Origin of the sequence: Neolewinella agarilytica (genome assembly GCF_900110645.1) — a bacterium.
Classification (GTDB): domain Bacteria; phylum Bacteroidota; class Bacteroidia; order Chitinophagales; family Saprospiraceae; genus Neolewinella; species Neolewinella agarilytica.
On record NZ_FOFB01000013.1, the window covers coordinates 159,236 to 177,567 of the forward strand.

The 18,332-nt window shown below is 50.9% G+C and carries 18 protein-coding genes; 3 read left to right on the plus strand and 15 right to left on the minus strand.

The features are described from left to right. Window positions 1-500 precede the first annotated feature (500 nt). The 7 genes from BM123_RS13010 to BM123_RS13040 all read right to left on the minus strand — a co-directional run bounded on the left by BM123_RS13010 (window position 501) and on the right by BM123_RS13040 (window position 7,207). Complete coding sequence (locus BM123_RS13010) at window positions 501-1,709, minus strand: NADH:flavin oxidoreductase/NADH oxidase family protein (protein ID WP_090169180.1); 1,209 nt, start codon at window positions 1,707-1,709, stop codon at window positions 501-503. A 246-nt stretch (window positions 1,710-1,955) separates the two neighbouring features. Further along, a complete protein-coding gene (locus BM123_RS13015; RefSeq protein ID WP_090169182.1) occupies window positions 1,956-2,636 on the minus strand; it encodes a type 1 glutamine amidotransferase domain-containing protein in 681 nt (226 codons plus the stop codon). Between the two features lie 171 nt (window positions 2,637-2,807). Then, the gene (locus BM123_RS13020; RefSeq protein WP_090169184.1) at window positions 2,808-3,968 is read right to left on the minus strand and encodes an iron-containing alcohol dehydrogenase; all 1,161 of its coding nucleotides are present in this window, start codon (window positions 3,966-3,968) and stop codon (window positions 2,808-2,810) included. Between the two features lie 144 nt (window positions 3,969-4,112). Beyond that, a complete protein-coding gene (locus BM123_RS13025; RefSeq protein ID WP_217642164.1) occupies window positions 4,113-4,655 on the minus strand; it encodes a Crp/Fnr family transcriptional regulator in 543 nt (180 codons plus the stop codon). Between the two features lie 93 nt (window positions 4,656-4,748). Then, window positions 4,749-5,330, minus strand: a complete 582-nt coding sequence (locus BM123_RS13030; protein ID WP_090169190.1) for a Crp/Fnr family transcriptional regulator — start codon at window positions 5,328-5,330, stop codon at window positions 4,749-4,751. A 221-nt stretch (window positions 5,331-5,551) separates the two neighbouring features. After that, entirely contained in the window at window positions 5,552-6,604 is a 1,053-nt protein-coding gene (locus tag BM123_RS13035) for a PA0069 family radical SAM protein (RefSeq protein ID WP_090169192.1), read from the minus strand. 231 nt (window positions 6,605-6,835) lie between these two features. Continuing rightward, window positions 6,836-7,207: a hypothetical protein gene (locus tag BM123_RS13040; RefSeq protein ID WP_090169194.1), complete on the minus strand. Its 372-nt coding sequence runs from the start codon at window positions 7,205-7,207 to the stop codon at window positions 6,836-6,838. Window positions 7,208-7,334: 127 nt separating this feature from the next. Here BM123_RS13040 and BM123_RS13045 point away from each other — a divergent pair, with 127 nt between their 5' ends. Next, the gene (locus BM123_RS13045) at window positions 7,335-7,694 is read left to right on the plus strand and encodes a DoxX family protein (RefSeq protein ID WP_090169196.1); all 360 of its coding nucleotides are present in this window, start codon (window positions 7,335-7,337) and stop codon (window positions 7,692-7,694) included. A gap of 1 nt (window position 7,695) precedes the next feature. On the opposite strand, the gene BM123_RS13050 is transcribed toward BM123_RS13045, so the two are convergent. The 7 genes from BM123_RS13050 to BM123_RS13080 all read right to left on the minus strand — a co-directional run bounded on the left by BM123_RS13050 (window position 7,696) and on the right by BM123_RS13080 (window position 14,260). Continuing rightward, window positions 7,696-8,070 carry a DoxX family protein gene (locus tag BM123_RS13050; protein WP_090169198.1) on the minus strand — a complete coding sequence of 125 codons (375 nt, stop codon included), beginning with the start codon at window positions 8,068-8,070 and terminating at the stop codon, window positions 7,696-7,698. 124 nt (window positions 8,071-8,194) lie between these two features. Continuing rightward, window positions 8,195-8,629 carry a Coq4 family protein gene (locus BM123_RS13055; protein ID WP_090169200.1) on the minus strand — a complete coding sequence of 145 codons (435 nt, stop codon included), beginning with the start codon at window positions 8,627-8,629 and terminating at the stop codon, window positions 8,195-8,197. Between the two features lie 100 nt (window positions 8,630-8,729). Next, a complete protein-coding gene (locus BM123_RS13060) occupies window positions 8,730-9,614 on the minus strand; it encodes an outer membrane beta-barrel protein (protein WP_139211880.1) in 885 nt (294 codons plus the stop codon). 120 nt (window positions 9,615-9,734) lie between these two features. Then, on the minus strand, window positions 9,735-10,289 hold the full coding sequence (locus BM123_RS13065) for a GNAT family N-acetyltransferase (RefSeq protein ID WP_090169203.1): 555 nt from the start codon (window positions 10,287-10,289) through the stop codon (window positions 9,735-9,737). 37 nt (window positions 10,290-10,326) lie between these two features. Then, window positions 10,327-11,238: a helix-turn-helix domain-containing protein gene (locus tag BM123_RS13070; RefSeq protein ID WP_090169205.1), complete on the minus strand. Its 912-nt coding sequence runs from the start codon at window positions 11,236-11,238 to the stop codon at window positions 10,327-10,329. A 7-nt stretch (window positions 11,239-11,245) separates the two neighbouring features. After that, complete coding sequence (locus BM123_RS13075) at window positions 11,246-11,752, minus strand: hypothetical protein (protein ID WP_090169207.1); 507 nt, start codon at window positions 11,750-11,752, stop codon at window positions 11,246-11,248. Between the two features lie 315 nt (window positions 11,753-12,067). Beyond that, complete coding sequence (locus tag BM123_RS13080) at window positions 12,068-14,260, minus strand: heavy metal translocating P-type ATPase (protein WP_245748540.1); 2,193 nt, start codon at window positions 14,258-14,260, stop codon at window positions 12,068-12,070. Window positions 14,261-14,292: 32 nt separating this feature from the next. Here BM123_RS13080 and BM123_RS13085 point away from each other — a divergent pair, with 32 nt between their 5' ends. Then, window positions 14,293-15,120, plus strand: coding sequence for a hypothetical protein (locus BM123_RS13085; RefSeq protein WP_090169209.1), 828 nt, complete (start codon window positions 14,293-14,295; stop codon window positions 15,118-15,120). A gap of 417 nt (window positions 15,121-15,537) precedes the next feature. On the opposite strand, the gene BM123_RS13090 is transcribed toward BM123_RS13085, so the two are convergent. After that, the gene (locus tag BM123_RS13090) at window positions 15,538-16,080 is read right to left on the minus strand and encodes an RDD family protein (protein WP_090169210.1); all 543 of its coding nucleotides are present in this window, start codon (window positions 16,078-16,080) and stop codon (window positions 15,538-15,540) included. A gap of 79 nt (window positions 16,081-16,159) precedes the next feature. On the opposite strand from BM123_RS13090, the gene bshC reads away from it, so the two are divergent. Further along, complete coding sequence (gene bshC / locus BM123_RS13095; protein ID WP_090169212.1) at window positions 16,160-17,746, plus strand: bacillithiol biosynthesis cysteine-adding enzyme BshC; 1,587 nt, start codon at window positions 16,160-16,162, stop codon at window positions 17,744-17,746. Window positions 17,747-18,332 lie beyond the last annotated feature (586 nt).

Below are 18,332 nucleotides of genomic sequence, written 5' to 3' on the forward strand. Positions count from 1 at the left end.
TCCTGTCGAGGATCTCAAAGGAAACCGGTTGTGGAGAGTTATTTGCGACTGCTACTGGCCCTAAAGCTGAGGAAAATAAACCCAGAAAGAGCATAGAAAAAAAGAATTCATGTTAATAAATTAAGGTGAAGAATCAGCAGACCATTTGACATGCCTGCAAGTTTACAGTTTACAGTAAACCGAATTTCACGATTTACCATTGCAAATGTACATAACATATTTAATTATTACAAAATCGTTTAATATTCGAAACTATTTTGGATAAAGCCCTACACCTGATTAAGCGCATCAATAGGGAGCCACATTGATGTGAAGAGCATTGACGAACATGACGATGTAGCAAGTACCTGGCTGGCGTTCATACCACTTCTCAACCTGCTCCACGTAGCGTTAATCACTTCAGACAAACGATTAGTGTTCATTACAGCGCCGTACGTCTTCTTAAAATACAGACCAATATTCTCCCCCCCACGAGAGAGTAAAAAGTAATAGGCTCTATCCTAAAAGAATTTCTTCCCCAATATCAAACACAAATAGGAAAGAAACACCCCCCAGGCACTTAGCTCCGGGCGGGGAGCTTTATCTTTCCCCAAGCGTTTGATCTGGGCTTCGTACCAGATAATGTTCATAAAACCGTCGACGGCCTTTACGCCCGTCGTCTGATGCTGAGCGGGGAATTCCTGCCGGCTTCCGGAGAAAATCTCTTCGGGTAAGTTTGGGTAGAGGGTGAAAGGGCGGGCCAGCCCGACGACGTCCAATGCGCCGGAGGCGGCAGCCTCCTCCATCCCTGCGGCGGTGCGGAAGCCTCCGGTAAGCATTAGGGGCGTATCGGTTATTTGGCGGGCCTTTTCGATGTAATCCATAAAATAGGCCTCGCGTTTTGCGGTACTGTCACGGCGGGCGCCCATCATGGCAGGAGCTTCGTAGGTACCCCCGGAAATTTCGATCAGGTCAATGCCTTCGGCGGAGAGGAGACGGATGACTTGCATGGATTCTTCTTCCGTGAAGCCGCCGCGCTGAAAGTCGGCGGAGTTCAGCTTGATGCCAATGGGGTAGCTCTCCCCCACTCTGCTGCGAATATTACGGTAGACTTCCAGTACGAAGCGGGCGCGGTTGTCCAGGCTTCCGCCCCAACGGTCTTCCCGGACGTTGGCATCGGGGGAAAGGAACTGGCTGACCAGATATCCGTGAGCGCCGTGGATTTGCACGCCGGTGAAACCGGCGTCTTTAAGGATTTCTGCCGTCCGGCCGAAGGCATCAATGGTCGCCAGGATTTCCTCCTCCGTCATGGCGCGAGGGATTTTCCCGGTGGCGTCCTTGCGCCCGCCCAGGCGCAGGGGCACTGCTGAGGGCCCGACTAATTCTGCATTCACCTGCTCCATAGCCTGCCGGCCGGGATGATTGATCTGCGGCCAGAGGTGCGTACCGGTGCCTTCCACCGTTTTGGCCCAGGCCTGGAGTAGCTCGAAGTTGCTGCGGTCTTCCACCACAACATTCCTGGGTTCGCCAATGGCTTTGCTGTCTACCATCACGTTTCCGGTGATGAGTAAGCCGGCTCCACCTTCAGCCCATTTGCGGTAAGCATTAATGAGCGTCTTTGAGGGAGCGTGCTGGCGGTCGGACAGGTTTTCGCTCATCGCCGATTTGGCGAGGCGGTTCGAGAGGCGGCTCCCACCGGGGAGAAGGAGTTCTTGTTGCAGGTGATTCATATTGGTTGGGCTTCCTGGGAGGAACGTTTGTATCAGGTAAATTGTTAGGGCGCGGACGCAGGTCCAGGGGGAAGTTTTTGGAGCAGAGGATGGGGCTTGAAAACACCGCTATTTTCTCAACCATCATTGCACCCGCGGCCCCGCCTGAGCTCGCCAATGGGCGCTGGTGCCCCGGAATCAAAACAGGCCACCGCAGAAATCACTACGGTGGCCTGAAAACGGAAACTTAGTCTGCTAATGGCAGGTTTAGCCTAACTGCTCCAGTAGCAGCTCCGCCACCTTTTCGGAGGAGGCAGGGTTCTGTCCGGTGATAAGCAGGCCATCTTCCACGGCATAAGCTGCCCAGTCATCTCCTTTGGAATACTGGCCGCCATTCTGCTTGAGCATATCCTCGACGAGGAAGGGAACGACGTCCGTTAACTGCACGGCTTCCTCTTCGGAGTTGGTAAACCCGGTCACCTTTTTACCCTTCACCAGGGGTTGGCCATCCGCTCCTTTCGTGTGCCGGAAAACGGCTGGCGCATGACAAACGGCGCTTACCGGCTTACCACTACCATAGAAGTCCTCAATGAGGGCAATCGAGTTTTTATCCTCCGCCAGGTCCCACAGCGGGCCGTGGCCGCCGGGGAAGAATACGGCGTCATAGTCCTCGGCTGAAACTGAAGACAACTTCACGGTATTAGCCAGTACTTCCTGAGTCTCTTTATCCGCATAAAAGCGAACCGTTGCCGGCGTCTGTGAATCCGGGCTTTCGCTTTTAGGGTCAATGGGCGGCTGACCACCTTTAGGGGACGCCAGGGTGATATCCATACCCTTATCTTTCAAAAAGTAGTAAGGCGCGGCGAATTCCTCCACCCAGAAGCCGGTCTTTTCTCCGGTGTCTCCCAATTGGTCGTGGCTGGTCAGTACAAATAAGATCTTTTTCATTTTTAAATAATTTTGGTTGTTCGTAAAGGAAGCAGCTCCGCCAGGCGCAGCTACTGATTATTTTGGTTTTACCCTTCAGGGGTCTGGCCTCGGGCATAGTACCCGGGGCTTAGGTAGCGGTAGCAGGGGACGAGTGCTTAGTCCGCTGATACAGAAATCAGTTAGGTGGATTTAGTAGGACATTTCGACAATCTGCTCCACATCCGCAGGGCTAACGATGCCTTTTTCTCCTAGTTTAGTCATCCCTCTGGCGGCGAGGCGGTCAGCAACTTTAGCTGCCGTGCCTTCGCTTTCGGAGGTATAGTCCGATAACTTTGTTTTAATGCCCAGAGATTGGAAAAACTCCGTCGTTTTTTCAATTCCGGCTTTGGCTTTCTCTTCGGTAGTACCTTCGGTAATGCCCCATACGCGCGTTGCATACTGGGCTAATTTTTCCTTCTTCGCCTCCAGGTTATGGGTGTAATGAGAGGCCGTCAGAATGGCCAGTGTTCTGGCGTGATCGATGCCATAGAGCGCCGTTAGCTCGTGGCCCATCATGTGTATGGCCCAGTCCGTCGGCACTCCTTTCTGGATCAGTCCGTTGAGCGCCATTGTACAGCTCCACATGAAACTGGCGGCGGCTTCGTAGTCTGCCGGATTATCCAGAATAACCGGTGCAACTTCGATCAGCGTCTGTAAGATGCTCTCCGAAAAGCGATCCTGTAGCAGGGCCCCGACCGGATAGGTCATGTACTGCTCCAACACGTGGGTGAAGGCGTCCGCCAGCCCGTTAGCAATTTGGCGCTGTGGAACGGAAGCTACCACTGAAGGGTCGAGGATGGAAAAAACCGGGAACAGGCCTTCTCCGCCCATCGAAAGTTTCTCCTGGGTTTCGGCTCTGGTGATGACGGCTCCGGAATTCATTTCCGTGCCGGTTGCCGGCAGTGTTAATACCGTACCGAGCGGGATGCCCTTACTCGTCCGGATGCGCTTACTGAGAATATCCCAGGGTTCATCTCCTTCATATAATGCTGCGGAGGAAATAAACTTGGCACCGTCAATCACGGAGCCTCCACCAACGGCCAGTAGAAAGTCGATGTTTTTAGCTTTGACGATGGCCAGCGCTTCCAGCAAGGTCTCATACTCCGGGTTAGCAGTAATGCCACCAAACTCTTCATAGTCAATCCCATCCAGGGCAGCCACGACCTGATCATAAATGCCGTTTTTCTTAATACTCCCGCCGCCGTAAAGCATTAGAACTTTTGCGTTTTCTGGGACTTCATCAGCTAATTTGCTAATCTGATCTTTGCCAAAAATTATTTTGGTCGGATTCTTAAACTGGAAATTTTTCATCATTATTTTATTAGGTATACGTAAGGGAGGGCCCCTCTTGTTCTGTTATACCGGCAAAATTATGGCTGAGACCTGAAGTAAAAATTGATCTATGATAAGATGGCAAAAAAAAGTGGATCCGGGAAATTCCTGCCAGGTCCTCCCTTACTCTTTCGCTAACCTCTTTCTTATCCTGCTCAGGGTTTCGGTTGCAATGCCCAGATAGGAGGCAATATGATAGTTTTTTACGCTGCGGTCCACTTCGGGGTAAGCCTTCAGGAACAAAAGGTATCGCTCCTGGGCAGAATCCGCCATGGTAGAAAGGATTCTGTTCTGGAAACTCGCGAAGGCCCTTTCCAGCTTTCTCCGGAAAAAAGACTCTACCTGGGGCACATCACGATAGATCGACTCCAGTTGCTGATAGGTCATACGGTAAACGGTAGCATCCTGAATACATTCGATATTCATGATAGCTTTCCTTGAATTAATGAAAGCCGTATAGTCGCTGATCCACCAGTCATTTACCGCAAACTGCAGGGTGTGCCCTTTGCCTTTTTTATCTTGGAAGAAGGTGCGTAAGCAACCGTCTTCAACGTAATACTGATAGGGCACCTCCTCCCCCACCTTTAGGATGATGTCTCCTTTCCGGTAAGAAACCTTCTCTAATCTTGAATCGATCAGATCTAAATCGGCCTTACTTAAATCCAAGTCTTTGAATATTTTCCTGGCAACCATAGCTGTACTAATTACTTGATTTTGTGTGACAACTGAAGTAGGAAAGCATCCTATATCACCGGCGAACTACTCCTTCTCTGCCGTTTTCGCGATCTCATTTCTAATTCGACTCAGGGTCTCAGTAGTTACACCGAGGTAGGAGGCTATGTGATAGTTTTTCACGTGTCTTTCCACTTGCGGGTAATCCTCCAGAAAGGCGAGGTAGCGTTCCTGCGCCGAGTTGGCCAGGTTCGAAAGGATTCTCTTTTGAAACGTGGCGAAGGCTCGCTCCAGCTTTTTGCGAAAAAAACTCTCAAGACGTGGAAACTCCTGAAAAAGTGATTCCATCGTTGATCTGGAGGTTTGATACAAAACTGCATCCTGAATGCACTCGATGCTCATGATGGCAATCCCCCCCGTAAAGTAGGCCGTGTAATCGCTTGCCCACCAATCCTTTACCGCAAATTGCAGGGTGTGCTCCCTCCCCTTTTTATCGATGAAGAAGACTCGTAAACACCCACTTTGGACGTAATACTGGTGTTTGACGGCATCTCCAATATCCAGAATGACGTCTCCCTTTTCATAATTAACCTCTTTAAAACCAGCCTCGATATGGTCCAGTTCCTCCTGGCTCAAACCAGCACCTCTAAATATCTCTGCGGCATTCATAACAGCTAATTTTCAGGGATAATCTGGTAAAACCACTTCAAAGCAGACTGAAGGCTATTGAAGGATCGAGTAAGTATGAAGGCGCATTAGCACCTTAGTCATCCACTGATCAAACAATGGATTGTCACAAAAGTAAGTTCTTTTCCGTCAATGAGCACTATTTAGGTGTGCAAACACTATTCAAATTCTGCGGTCTTCGATGATCAGCCCATCAAATCTTATTAAAACAGGCGTAGCTGCGGCTTCCGGCACAGCTCAAAAGCTGAAAAGTCATAAGCTGGCCATTCTGCCTTTCCGTTGGGGAAATACATTCGTTCGGCCAACTTATACTGCTGCCAAATCATCTCGGCGATCTGCCCTTCTCCCCGATGACGATGGCCAAAGCGTTTTTCCTCAAGGGTCCCTCCCCGACAATCTTTAATGCGATTGAGGATGCGCTCCGCCCGATCGGGCAAGGCCTGGTGGACCCAGTTGGTAAAAATCTCTCCGATTTGATCGTTGAGCCGGACGATGGAATAACCGATGCGTCGGGCACCGGCGTTGCGGGCGCGTTCGGCAATGCCCAGAATTTCGTGTTCGGTCAACCCGGGAATAATGGGGGCAATATTGACCGTAACCGGAATACCGGCCAGCGCCAGTTCTTCCACTGCGCGGAAGCGCTGGGCAATACTCGCCGTGCGGGGCTCCAGCACTCGCCTAACGTCTTCGTCGAGCGTCGTGATGCTCAGGCAGGCATGAACGAGATCGTCCTGGGCCATTTCCTCCAGGATGTCAATATCCCGAACGATGAGACTGTTCTTCGTGATCAGCCCCACCGGGTGGCGGAGATCCTGTAAGACCTCCAGGCACTGGCGGGTGAGTTTCATCTTCCGCTCGGCGGGTTGATAGCAGTCCGTATTGCCGGACAGCATGATCGGCATGGGTTGGTAAGACTTTTTAAGCAGCGCCTCGCGCAGCAGTCGGGGAGCTTCGTCTTTGTAGAGAATCTTTTGCTCGAAGTCAATACCTGCGCTGTAGCCCCAGTAGGTGTGAGTGGTGCGGGCAAAACAATAGACACAACCATGTTCGCAGCCCTGATAAGGATTAAGACCATAGCCATTGCCCAGGTCCGGGCTGGTGATTTTGTTGAGAATCGTCTTTGGGTGAGTCGGGATGAATTCCGTCCGGAGTTCGTCTTCCGGGTCGGGCAATTCATCGTAGCGAAGGTTGTGGTACGGATTAACGGTATTGATCTGAGCACCACGGCCAGCCCGGTAGGTAGAGGGATTTTGCACACATCAAACATAGTTATTGTTTCATGTTCTTCAAAACAAAACAAATAAAAGTTCTCGAGCTTCGGCTGATGTCTCGTGAGCACCCTGCTTTATTGTCCCTTCCCTTGCACCTGCGCTCCGGCGCACAGAAACCGTCAGGCCACTGCTGAGTAAACGGAATTCACATGCTCTTTTTGCGCCGGTGCGCAGGTCCGGAGGATGGTTATTGAAAGCAATGTGACCGTAAAACTATCACGCCAAAAGCGACGGTTTTCGGAGTATAGTACCGACATAAACCATTACGCCAATTGCGAGACCTGGCAGGGGGAAATCACCAATGACGAGTTCCCCGACAATGATCCCACCAATGTAGGAGCAAAACAGAAAGAACCCGACATTGCTGGTTGTAGGAGACCAGTAAAGGAGAACACATCCAATTTCAATCAGACCAATGAGAACAGCATGGTCTGCCATTCCCAATTGCTCAAGCAACAGGTGGATCTCCGCGTTCGGAAAAAACTTGATGAACCCTGAGCCCAATACTGCCAGAGAGGGAAGCAAAGAGAGGACATAACCAGTAATTCGCCGGCGCTTGCTTATTCCAGCATCGTGTAATTCAAACATTTTCTACGGGATTTAACGGGGGGTCCGGGGTTAAACCTTTCCTTACCAAAATGGTTCTGACATTTCCGTGCCGGCAGGAACAAGCCATACTGCAGCTTGCTAACTTCAGCTAAACACATCAATACCAATGGACCTCCCAACTCTGGTTACCTTTTTTTCCGGCATCTCTTTTTTGTTCTTCGGCACAGCCTGCCTGACCACTCCTTACATGGAGCGTGAATTTATCCGGTACGGCTATGACCAACAACGGGCCCTGACGGGTTATTTGCAGATACTTGGCGGGCTGGGACTGCTGGCAGGCTACTGGGCATTTCCACCCTTAGCCGCTGCTGCTGCAATGGGATTGTCCTTAATGATGATGGTTGGTTTCGGCGTACGGCTAAAAATCAGGGATAGCTTCTGGCAATCCTCTCCTGCTTTCATCTATGCCGCCATCAATTTGTATCTATGCCTTTACTACTTCGGGCTGATTAGCCATCAGGTATGATTCAGATCAAATCATTACCAAAAGCGATGATGAGGCACATCGTCAGAAAAAGCGCTGCGGGAAAGGACTTGAACAATGGGTCACTTATTTTAAAGTGCATGAGCACGGAACCCGCCAACAGACCTGCCAGCCCCAGGGCCGCATAGAACTGGAATGCGGGGTACCAAATGCTTATTATCAGCAGTAGAGCAAGGATGACCTTCAACGTACCAACTGCGTACATCATCCACACTGGTAAGCCATAAGCTTTAAACTCCTCGGTGAGGGTGGTGGCATCTCCGCCACGCCAGCGGGTATTTTTCTTATTCTGAACAAGCCAGACATTTAGGATACTGAGGCCAACAATGACCTTTAAAGCGATAATTATGTAATTCATTTCTCAGGTATTTGTGCCACATCTAATACTGGCTATGGCCGCCGGATGTTCATAACACGAAAATCCCAATTGTGTTACAATTTACCGGTAAGACACCTGATAAATAGTCACATAGCATCAACAATTACTCCACCACCCTGATGTTAAACTCCTCCCTGATTTCAGCAATTGGCTTGTCCAGGTAAGGCTGATAATCAGACCAGGCCCAGGGCTTCTTCATCTGCCCAGACCTGATGATGACCGTCGGGATAGCCCACAGAAACCGGAGGATATTTCCCGCAATGTGCCTAAAGCTGTAGGCTCTGAATAGCTGAAAGGCGTTGACCTCATTGTAGCCACGAATTACCTTCCAGAAGCTCAGGGTGGTTCCGAAGGTCGTCCAGACTTTCACGACTCCTTCACCGTAAAGCGTAGTATCACAGCCAAACACAACGTGTGCGATATCGTGGGATGACAAGAAAGTTCTTGCTTTCCCGGACATGGGCCTGGTGGAGAAAAACTTCTTGTTTTTCTGTTGAAAAATATCCAGACCTTCCCGAAGAGTAATTTGATCAGCCATTTTTTGGGGCCTTGAAGGAGAAACAGGCTAAGTGAGCTGTACGAATTTACGGAATCTTCAAAAAATAAGGGGGTGATGCACATTAGTGTCTGCCGTCACATCAGTACAAAATGATTTTCCCACCAACGGTCAGAGAATAAGGACGAAGTTGAGAGACCATGTAGGGGCTGCCTTTAATCCGCTCCAGATCACTCTTTGCGTATAGCCCCTTTAATGACAAGCTGTGCTGTAGAAAAATGGCTGTTTTCAGTCCGAGTTGAATAGTAACACCAGCTACTGCGGCAAAATCAAAGTCCTGAAATTCAATCTCTGCCTCCGTGTAAGCGGGGCTTTGAATCAGCTGATCAAAAAAGCCCCGGTTTAGGGTCCGGGAACTGATTAGCCGGGTCAGCTTCATCCCTGCCTGTAAGGTTGTACTTCGATATAAGGCATGGTTATCTTTCCTTTTCGTTGCTCTTTCATCCCCCAGGCGATAGTTGAATAATAAGGGGATCTCGACCATAGCTAATTTCAGAACGGTAGCATTGCCTCCTTCCTTGTCTACTTCCTGCAGGTTCGGACGCGCGCCCTCCTGAGAAAAACCGATTCCAACGCTTATAAAGTACTTAGGCTGCAGCAGGTACTGAGTCTCAATTCCAAAACGTAGCCCGGTGTTGTTGTAGCCGAAGAAGTTGTCCCCATGAATCTGGCTAAAATTGGCACCAACGTAGCCCGCAGCGGCAAACTTTTGATTTCGGTCAGGCTGGGCGCTCAGGCCGCCGGCCATAGCCAGGATTAAAAAGACAGCAATTACTCGAACCATTTTTAGTGCTTTAGGGTGGAAGGTAAGATGGCTGTTATCAATTGAATATCCCATCAGGCGAAGCTTCAACACCACACACTCATCGATTTCGATATAAATTGATCGGTTGCCACTGTACCTAAGACGGGCAGACAATAATATCCCTATTCCATCATAGTTACCGGCAAGAGAGTACTTTATCACCCCGTTTTGTCTTCTCTACGCTATAAAGCTGATAAGAGTTGGTGGAGGCCAGCGGGCGATGAAGGCACTACGGCTTCATTCAGAACTGTCCGTTGAATGGCTAAGCTGACACCTTAGTCGTCAGACCAACGCGGTTGCCATCCGTACATCTGTTGCATTGCTAAGCTTAGCATATATGTCAACACTAATGTATCTGCCATTTTTAATCTCGCAGTCCTTCATTGTTCCTTCATGCTCGAAATCAAGTTTTGCCATCGCCTTTCTACAATTTTGATTAGCTGAATCTACAAAGCCTTCAATCCGGTGCAGCCCTAATTCATCAAATCCATAACTACAAATCAAAGGCATTACCGTCGTCATTATTCCTTGCCCCCAGAAATCAGGAAGGAGCCAAAGTCCAATCTCTGCCTTTTTATTCGTTAAAGAGAGGTCGTTGAGTCCCCCAGCGCCAAGAAACGTTTCTCCATCAGCGGAGCAGATGGCCCACCAAACCTGTTGTGCATTTTCGTACCAGGCCATTTGCTCTTTCGTTGCCTCCAGGCTATCATAACTGACCCCGTAGAACTCTGTAACCAGCGGATTGGAAAGACCAGCATAGATGTTTTGAATATCTGCCCCGACTACTTCCCTTAGCAGAAGTCGCTCTGTTTGTATGGACGGAATTTCTCTTTTCACCTTTCTTGTTTATACCTGTTACTTCACGGGTTCTGGTCTAATTCATCTTGTACCGTTCTCTGTATTCTGTTGGGCTAAGTCCTTCCTTCTTTTTAAAAAGTCTTGAAAAATAAGACGGGTATTCAAAGCCTAACTCGTAGGCTACTTCGGAGATAGACTTATGAGGATCCAGGAGAATGTTCTTCGCTTCATCGATAAGGTAAAGTTGAAGATGCTCAGTCGATGTTTTTCCTGTTTCCTTTTTAAGCGTATCGCTAAGGTAGCGCTGCGAAACGGGCAGTTCAGCCGTAATTTGCTCTATGCTGGGAATTCCTTGTTTTTGCAATAGCCCAGAACTAAAGTATTTATCCAGTTGCCGGTTGAACTGCTCCAATAAGTTGTTAGAAAGCTCCTTCCGATTAATGAACTGTCGCTCATAAAACCGGTTGGCATACTTTAACAAAGTACTCAACTGAGAAACAATGATGTCTTTGCTGAATTCGTCCTGATTGTTTTGATACTCAATATTAATACTTTCCACGATCGCCTCGATCTGTTTTTCCTCTTTGGGGGACAGGTGCAGGGCTTCATTGGCGGAATAGGAAAAGAAACCGAACTTATTTATCTGATGGGCTAATTCTGTTCCTTTGAGGAAATCCTCATGAAAGTTAAGAGAGAAACCTTTCTGTTCGTACACTACGCTCTCGTCCCATTGCAGTACTTGCCTCGGAGCGATGAAGATCAAAGCACCATTGGTAAAATCATATTTTGTTCTCCCGTAATTCAGGTTACCCTTCACCACTTTCTTCAGGCTTATAGAATAGCAGTCGTTAGTAATGGGTGGGGAGCTCTCTTTAGGGCATGGTAAAAAACCGTCACCCGTAGCGGAAAAGACACTTAACATTGGGTGTTCCGGGGCAGGTAGCTCCAAATACTCTAGGTAAGCCGATAGAGTTTTAAAATGCTGCATCTTATTTTTATAGTTCTTCTTCTACTGACAATAACTGCTTTTGGTAGCCATCCATTCTCGCATGCGCGTTGCCATCAATCAACAAGATAACCACCAGCATCGCAATAGTTGTGATCAGGCTCGCCCTCCAGACGGGTGTACTTAAAAATATAAGGCCCAGTGCACAGGCGGCAATGATGACCGGAATAGCTGTAAAAACTACGTTTGCATATTCCTTCAGGGTTCCTTCCGTCCGTTCCAGTTCTGACGCGACAAAGGCAGATGCATCGCTGTTGTAAGCCTTTTCGAATTGCGTGACCCGGGATTTATTGGCAAAGAACAACCCGAGCCCGATGATTAACAGCAAAGCCCCGGCCACCAGGGTGGGAATGATGTAAGCCCTTGCCAACTCCGTCTTACCCAACTGCCAGAAGCCCAGACTTGTCGCCATGAATATCACGCCGAAAAGAATGAAAAACGGTGTTGAAAAAAGTTCTGCTTTTGCCCAGTCAAGGGCGGCTTGTAATATGTCCATATCCGGATCTTTTAAAGAGTTTTGGTTCAAAAAACACATTGACAACCAGTCACTGCTTCGGACACTTACCACAGCTTAACCATGGAAGCTCTACTCTGAGCCTTTCTTGCCATTTCTTGTGAATGCATCCTTTCTTCCTTTGAGCCTTCATGAAGAAGAGGACAATACAAAGGTAGGATTGAAGGGGCCTTTACCACTTATACAAAACTTCGAATCTTGTGTATTTTTTGGTTTCCTCCTTCTGGGTAACGATCATAGCAAATAATTCCGGCATCGGGCTCAGCCACCAAACGACAACATCACTTACAGAATCCCCTACGCTTTCCGCCCCTTCAGCCGTATGGCATTCCCGATCACCACCACATCGGAGAAAGCCATAAAGAGTGCGGCCCACATCGGGTTCAAAAAACCGAGGGCTGCGAGGGGTATGGCGACAATGTTGTAGCTAAAAGCCCAGAAGAGACTCTCTTTGATGGTACGCAGGGTTAAGGCCGCTACTTTGCGTCCTTCGGTGAGGAGACTGAGGTCATCACGGAGTAATACGACCTGAGCGGCGTCCAGGGCGGCGGCGGAGGCGCCGCCGAGAGAGATGCCCAGATCTGCGCGGGAAAGCGCAGCAGCATCGTTGATGCCATCACCGACCATGGCGGTGGGTTTCTCAGCGCTGAGGGCAGCTATCTTTTGCAACTTTTCATCGGGGAGCTGTTCGGCGAAGACGGTGTCAATACCAAGCTCTTTGGCGACAGCATCGGCTTTGCGTTGTTGGTCTCCGGTGAGGAGAATGGTTTCAATGCTCTCTTTAGCCAAACTTTGCACCAGCGTCCGCGCCCCCACTCGCACTTCATCGGCAAGGCTGAGCCAGGCCAGCAAATGGTCGTTCTTTAGCAGTACCACGGCTGCCTCTTTCGGCACCTCTACCCCTGGCGGGAGTTTTCGCGCGGCCCCCAGGTAGTATTGGTCACCGGCTTCATTGGTGGCCCGCAGTCCTAAACCGGGTGTTTCCGTCACGGTCAGCTGCCCGCCGGCTTCGTTCATGTCCTCTTTCAAAAGGTAAGCACGTACGCTCCCGGCAATCGGGTGACTGGAGAACTGCTCCATATCGTAGATGAGCCGGCGCACGGCCCCTGGGTCTTCTCCCTCGCTTACCATGAACTGGTCTACCTGCAGGTCGCCCGTGGTGAGCGTTCCCGTCTTATCGAACACCATTCTTTCGATGTCCGCGAAACGTTCCACGGTGCTACCGCCCCGTATCAATACTCCAAGTCGTGCCAACCGGCCCACGCCTACCATCACGGCCGTTGGCGTGGCCAGGCCCATCGCGCAGGGGCAGGAGATCAGCAACACGGCGATGGCATTCATCAAAGCCTGAGTGGCCGTTGCGTAGCCCGTGCCCCAACCCAGCAGAAAAGTAAGGATGGCAATGCCAATCACTACGGGCACAAAGATGGCACTCACCCGATCTGCCAGACGTTGCAGGCTGGGCTTGTCGGCCTGAGCCGTTTTCACCAACTCGATGATTCTGGCAAGTGTACCGTCTTTATAGCCCGCCGTAACGCGGTAAGTAGCTTGCCCGGAGGCAATAATGCTTCCGCCCAGCACAGCCTCCCCCACTCCGCGCTCTACGGGCAGGCTCTCCCCGGTGAGCATGGCTTCGTTGACGGTAATATTGCCATCAATCAGTTCTCCGTCCAGGGGAATTTTGTCTCCGGTGTTGACGCGAAGGTGCTGCCCGATGCGGACTTCCTCCACCGGCAGCGACACCATCGTTCCACTCTTTGTCATCACATGAGCGCTTTCCTCCTGCAGGTCGGTCAGTGCGCTGATGGCCGTTGTGGTACGCTCCACGGCGCGGGCCTCCAGCCAGTTTCCCACCAGTACGAGGGTGATAATGGTGGCGGCCGTCTCGAAGAAATAATAATCAGGATTCTGCCACACGAAGCCCACCATGCTGTAAGCAAAAGCTGCCGTAGCGCCGAGGAAAATGAGCACATCCATATTGAGCATCCGTTCCCGGAGGCCGGCCAGGGCAGAGCGGCCGAAATAGAGGCCGCCAACCAGATATACCGGCCCGGCCAGCGCCAGTTGCAGCCAACGGTTGTGCATCAGGGGTAAATGAACGCCAAAGGTCATCAACAGGTGCCCGATCAGGAGCGGAGCCGTAAGAATAGCGCAGAACAGCAGCCGACGACGGGCTTTGTCTTCATGCTCATGAGCGTGGTCGTGGTGCTCGTGCCCGGTCTCATCATGAGTTTCCACTACCGTAAAGCCCAAACGCCGGATGCCGGAGCGGACCCCCTCAACGTCAAGCAATTCATCATCACGGCGATAGCGGACTTCCCGCGTCTGAAAGTTAACGAGTACTTCTTCCAATCCCTTCCGTTCCAGGAATCGTTGAATCGACATGGCGCAGTTATTGCAATCCATCCCGTCTACCCGCATTTCCACAATTTCCTGGCTGGTTTTCACGAACTTAGTTTGATTTAAACGTTTATAGAGAGAACGCTCCATTGGGGGCTTAGGTTAAACCAACACAACTCACTATGCGAATTACCAGCTTTTTTACTTTACTCTTACTCGGTCTGTTCATCGTCTCCTGTGGCGGAGCCACCGAGACGATGGAAAACGTGGCGGAAGATGCCATGGACAAAGCCGGAGAAACGATGGACAAAGCCGGAGACATGATGTCCGGCGAGGCCGTCACCATCAGCCCCATGCCCGCTACTCAGGAATTTCCCGATGCGGCCATCACCGACTGGCAATATAAAGGAGGCAAGTTCATGTACACCACCACCGGCTATGAGTTTGCCCAGCAAACTCCTGATGCTGATGCCCTAATGTGTGCCAACTCCGGTAAAGGTCAGCACGCGCACCTGATCATCAATAATGAGCCCTACATCGCCAAGTATGAGCCAACTTTCGAGCAGGCACTGCCCGATGGCGACCACTACATCCTTACTTTCCTTAGTCGTAGTTACCACGAATCCATCAAAACCGACGCCGCACACCGCGCGGTGATGGCAACCGTAAAGGATGGTGCTTTTGCCAGCACGACCGACATCGAAGAGCCGATGCTTTTCTACAGCCGGCCCAAAGGCAGCTACGTTGGTAAAGCCAATACGGAGAACATTATGCTCGACTTCTACCCCGTCAACGTCACCCTCGGGGAAGACGGCTATATGGTTAAAGCAGAAGTGAATGGAAAGGAAAGTTTTGACATTACCGAATGGCGTCCGTTTTACCTCAAAGGTTTACCCATGGGCGAAAACACCGTTAAACTCACCCTGATGAAAGACGGCAAGGCCGTGGAAGCACCGCTTAATCCGGTTACCCGGACCTTTACGGTGGAGGCGCTGCCTACGGGAGAGTAAGGTAGTTCGGTAGTCTGGTAGGCTACCGCACGAGACAGGCGAGATAGGCGTTACAAGAGTGAAAGAATCACTTTTGTAACGCCTTTTTTATTTGATTTTCTCATCGGATGCATCTTTTGGCCTGACGAAGTCGGACAAAAGTTCATCCGATGTGTAAAATCAAGCTACACAAGATATTCGCTACCGCGCACCCACGCTTCGAGAGCCTTCGGCCCCGCTCGCGCTCAAGACTGAAGCCTCTCTGCCTAAAGCCCCCCTTGCTACCCTCTCCTCTTCTCCGTGATTTCCGCGCGCAAAATCCCCAGCTGCGAAGCAGCCAACTCCGTGCACATATTTGGTTCCCCCTTCAACTGCAAAGCAGCCCCCCTTTACTACCCTCCCAAATGCGGCAGCCTACCAGACGACAAGACCACAAGGCTACCCTTCCTCCTTCACCACCACCGTACCGCCCAGCCGGTCATGCAGCGCCCGCCGCATGGGGTCAGAGAAGATCCACATAACGGAGAAAAGGGGCAGGTAGTTAATGATGGCAATGATGATGTTTTCGCCCAGCACATGCTCACGGGAGAAAACAAGATAGGCTTCGATGGAGTCAACGTCGGCAAAGTCAGGCGACTGAAAATGGCGGATCAGGATGAATACCGACGTAAATGCAATTGCGGCCCAGGGCAGGAATCGCATCAGGCCCTGATTGGCGTCGATCTCCCCCTGGTCTTTTTGGTTGACGACCTTGATTTTGCGCAGGCGCTTGCCGATGGTTTGTCCGCTATTGATCTCGAAGGCAGGTTTATAAACGGCTTCGGCAACGACACACAACAATGCCAGAGGCATTGATCGTAAGACGGCAATGGCGTAGAGCATTACTAAGGTAATCGGCAACGTGACAATGGCCACATCAATAATGCGGGCAATGAGTCGGTCGACAAAAGTTGCGTACGGTAAGGGAGTAGAATCTGGCACGGGGCGAAGATAAAGTGAGCTCGCTAAACTTAACCGCTTATCGAGCGGTTATTCCGCCTGACTGCACATTCCAACGCCCATGCCAATCGACCGTATTCCTTTCCCGGAAGTCCCCCAGTTTTCAAAACGAGACGTAGCCTACGCTACCGCAGCGGAAAGCCTGCGGCCTTTCTTTAAATATGAGGTCAGTCTGGACTCTTTTGCCCAGGTGATGAAAGACAAAGCGAAGGACAATACGAACCGGCAACTACTGGTAAAAGAACTGGAGCAGCAGTACGCAGGCTTAAAACATACGGAGACGGCGCTGACGCAGGTGCAAAGGCTGTTGGAGAGCAATGCCTTCACGGTCATCACCGCTCACCAGCCCAGTCTGTTTACCGGGCCGATGTATTTCATTCATAAGATCTGCTCAACGATTAACCTGGCTCGGCAGCTCAACGAGCGGTATCCGGATCAACATATTGTGCCCGTCTTCATCATGGGCGGCGAAGACCATGATTTTGAAGAAATCAATCATACCCGCCTGCACGGAAAGATGATTGAGTGGGATACGGAAGCTGGCGGCTCCGTCGCCCGGCTCTCCACGGCTTCCCTGGCACCTGCGCTGAGCGCCCTGCAGGAAATTATTGGTAGCGAGTTCAGCCCGGACGACATCTACCGTCGCCTGCAAAAAGCCTACAGCAGCCACGAGGAATACGGCGCCGCTACGGTCGCCTTCGTACACGACCTCTTTGGCAAATACGGCCTCGTTGTTGCTGACATGAGCCGCCCGGCCTTCAAGGCTTCCTTCCGCCCCATAATGGAACGGGAGATTTTTGAGCAGCTCAGCCAACCACTCATCGAAAAAGCACAGGCAGAACTCACCGCTGCCGGTTTCTCCGGGCAGGCGCACGCCCGTGATATCAACCTTTTTTACCTGAGCCCCGGCCGCCGCGACCGTATTGTGTTTCAGGACGGCGTTTACGGCGTCCTCGATACCAATAAACTGTTCTCTGAAGCAGAGTTCCGTCAGGAGCTCAATGATCATCCGGAGCGCTTCAGCCCCAACGTTGTTATGCGACCGCTCTTTCAGGAGCTCATCTTTCCCAACCTCGCTTACATCGGCGGCGGCGGAGAGATTGCCTACTGGCTCGAGCGGAAGGAACAGTTCGCTGCCTTCGGCCTCAACTTCCCGATGCTCATCCGGCGCAACTCCGTCCTCTGGATCGACGCTAAGAGCCAGAAGAAACTCGACCGCATCCATCTCGACTATCGCGAGCTCTTCCGTGAGCCCGATCTCATCATCCGCGACTACGTGGCCAAACATTCCGCCAACGAGCTCTCCCTGGCTCCGGAGTTGGCCCAACTCTCGGACCTCTTCAACAGCATTGCCCTGAAGTCAGTCGCCATCGATCCTACCCTGGAGAAAGCCGCTCTGGCCGAACACGCCCGCCAGTCCAAAATCATCGCTCAGTTCGAGACGCGGCTCCGCCGCATCGAGAAAACCAAATTCTCCGACGCCCTCGACACCATCCGTGAATTAAAGGACAAGCTCTTCCCCAAAAACGGCCTGCAGGAACGCACCGATAACTTCCTCAATGTTTACCTCGAAGAAGGCGAAGCCATGTTCGAAACCCTCATCGAAGCATTAGACCCGCTAACGGAGGGAATGGTAGTAATCCGGTGACCCAACTCAAGCAGAGATTAGAATGGGAGAATTATAGAATGTGGCCCGGAGAGTAGAATCTTCAGGATTGAAAACAGGATGATCCTACTGAAGGACTCTCCTATTACTCCTCTCCTCTGCGATCTCCGCGCGAAAAAACCTCAGCTGCGTAGCAGCCTCGGAAAACCTCTCCCCCGGCCCCCAGGGCTAACGCATACTCGAAGCCGGACCCTCACCGCGAAGCAGCCCCGAAGGGAAAGGAACATTTTATCCTTCGCTCCGCTACGGAAAATGCACACTTCGAGGTCCTAAATTGGCAGTCTAGGACCTCGAAGTGTGCTCAGCCATGGAGCCGGAGGCGAAATTGCTGAGTTCCTTTGAGGTGCTATGTAAAGATCCAAGCTTTTGAGCGGAAAGTTTTATCTTTAATGAATAAAGCCGCCGGCTTGCGCCGTCGAGCTACTGCAGGCAGTCCATCAGGGCTGCCTGCTCTGTTTTCGTGTTGTTGTTGTTGTTGTTGTTGTAATTCGGATCGTAGAGAGTATCCGTTTTGAACAGCGCATACGCCAATAGTAAGAGCTTCCGTTGTACGGGCATCAAAGCTTTA

Bases quoted from the DNA above. Each gene is read 5' to 3' on its own strand.
- BM123_RS13040 (WP_090169194.1), bottom strand. From the start codon at position 7,207: ATGTTTGAATTACACGATGCTGGAATAAGCAAGCGCCGGCGAATTACT.
- BM123_RS13070 (WP_090169205.1), bottom strand. From the start codon at position 11,238: ATGCAGCATTTTAAAACTCTATCGGCTTACCTAGAGTATTTGGAGCTA.
- BM123_RS13045 (WP_090169196.1), top strand. From the start codon at position 7,335: ATGGACCTCCCAACTCTGGTTACCTTTTTTTCCGGCATCTCTTTTTTG.
- BM123_RS13030 (WP_090169190.1), bottom strand. From the start codon at position 5,330: ATGAATGCCGCAGAGATATTTAGAGGTGCTGGTTTGAGCCAGGAGGAA.
- BM123_RS13080 (WP_245748540.1), bottom strand. From the start codon at position 14,260: ATGGAGCGTTCTCTCTATAAACGTTTAAATCAAACTAAGTTCGTGAAA.
- BM123_RS13075 (WP_090169207.1), bottom strand. From the start codon at position 11,752: ATGGACATATTACAAGCCGCCCTTGACTGGGCAAAAGCAGAACTTTTT.
- BM123_RS13055 (WP_090169200.1), bottom strand. From the start codon at position 8,629: ATGGCTGATCAAATTACTCTTCGGGAAGGTCTGGATATTTTTCAACAG.
- bshC (WP_090169212.1), top strand. From the start codon at position 16,160: ATGCCAATCGACCGTATTCCTTTCCCGGAAGTCCCCCAGTTTTCAAAA.
- BM123_RS13010 (WP_090169180.1), bottom strand. From the start codon at position 1,709: ATGAATCACCTGCAACAAGAACTCCTTCTCCCCGGTGGGAGCCGCCTC.
- BM123_RS13020 (WP_090169184.1), bottom strand. From the start codon at position 3,968: ATGAAAAATTTCCAGTTTAAGAATCCGACCAAAATAATTTTTGGCAAA.
- BM123_RS13050 (WP_090169198.1), bottom strand. From the start codon at position 8,070: ATGAATTACATAATTATCGCTTTAAAGGTCATTGTTGGCCTCAGTATC.
- BM123_RS13085 (WP_090169209.1), top strand. From the start codon at position 14,293: ATGCGAATTACCAGCTTTTTTACTTTACTCTTACTCGGTCTGTTCATC.
- BM123_RS13015 (WP_090169182.1), bottom strand. From the start codon at position 2,636: ATGAAAAAGATCTTATTTGTACTGACCAGCCACGACCAATTGGGAGAC.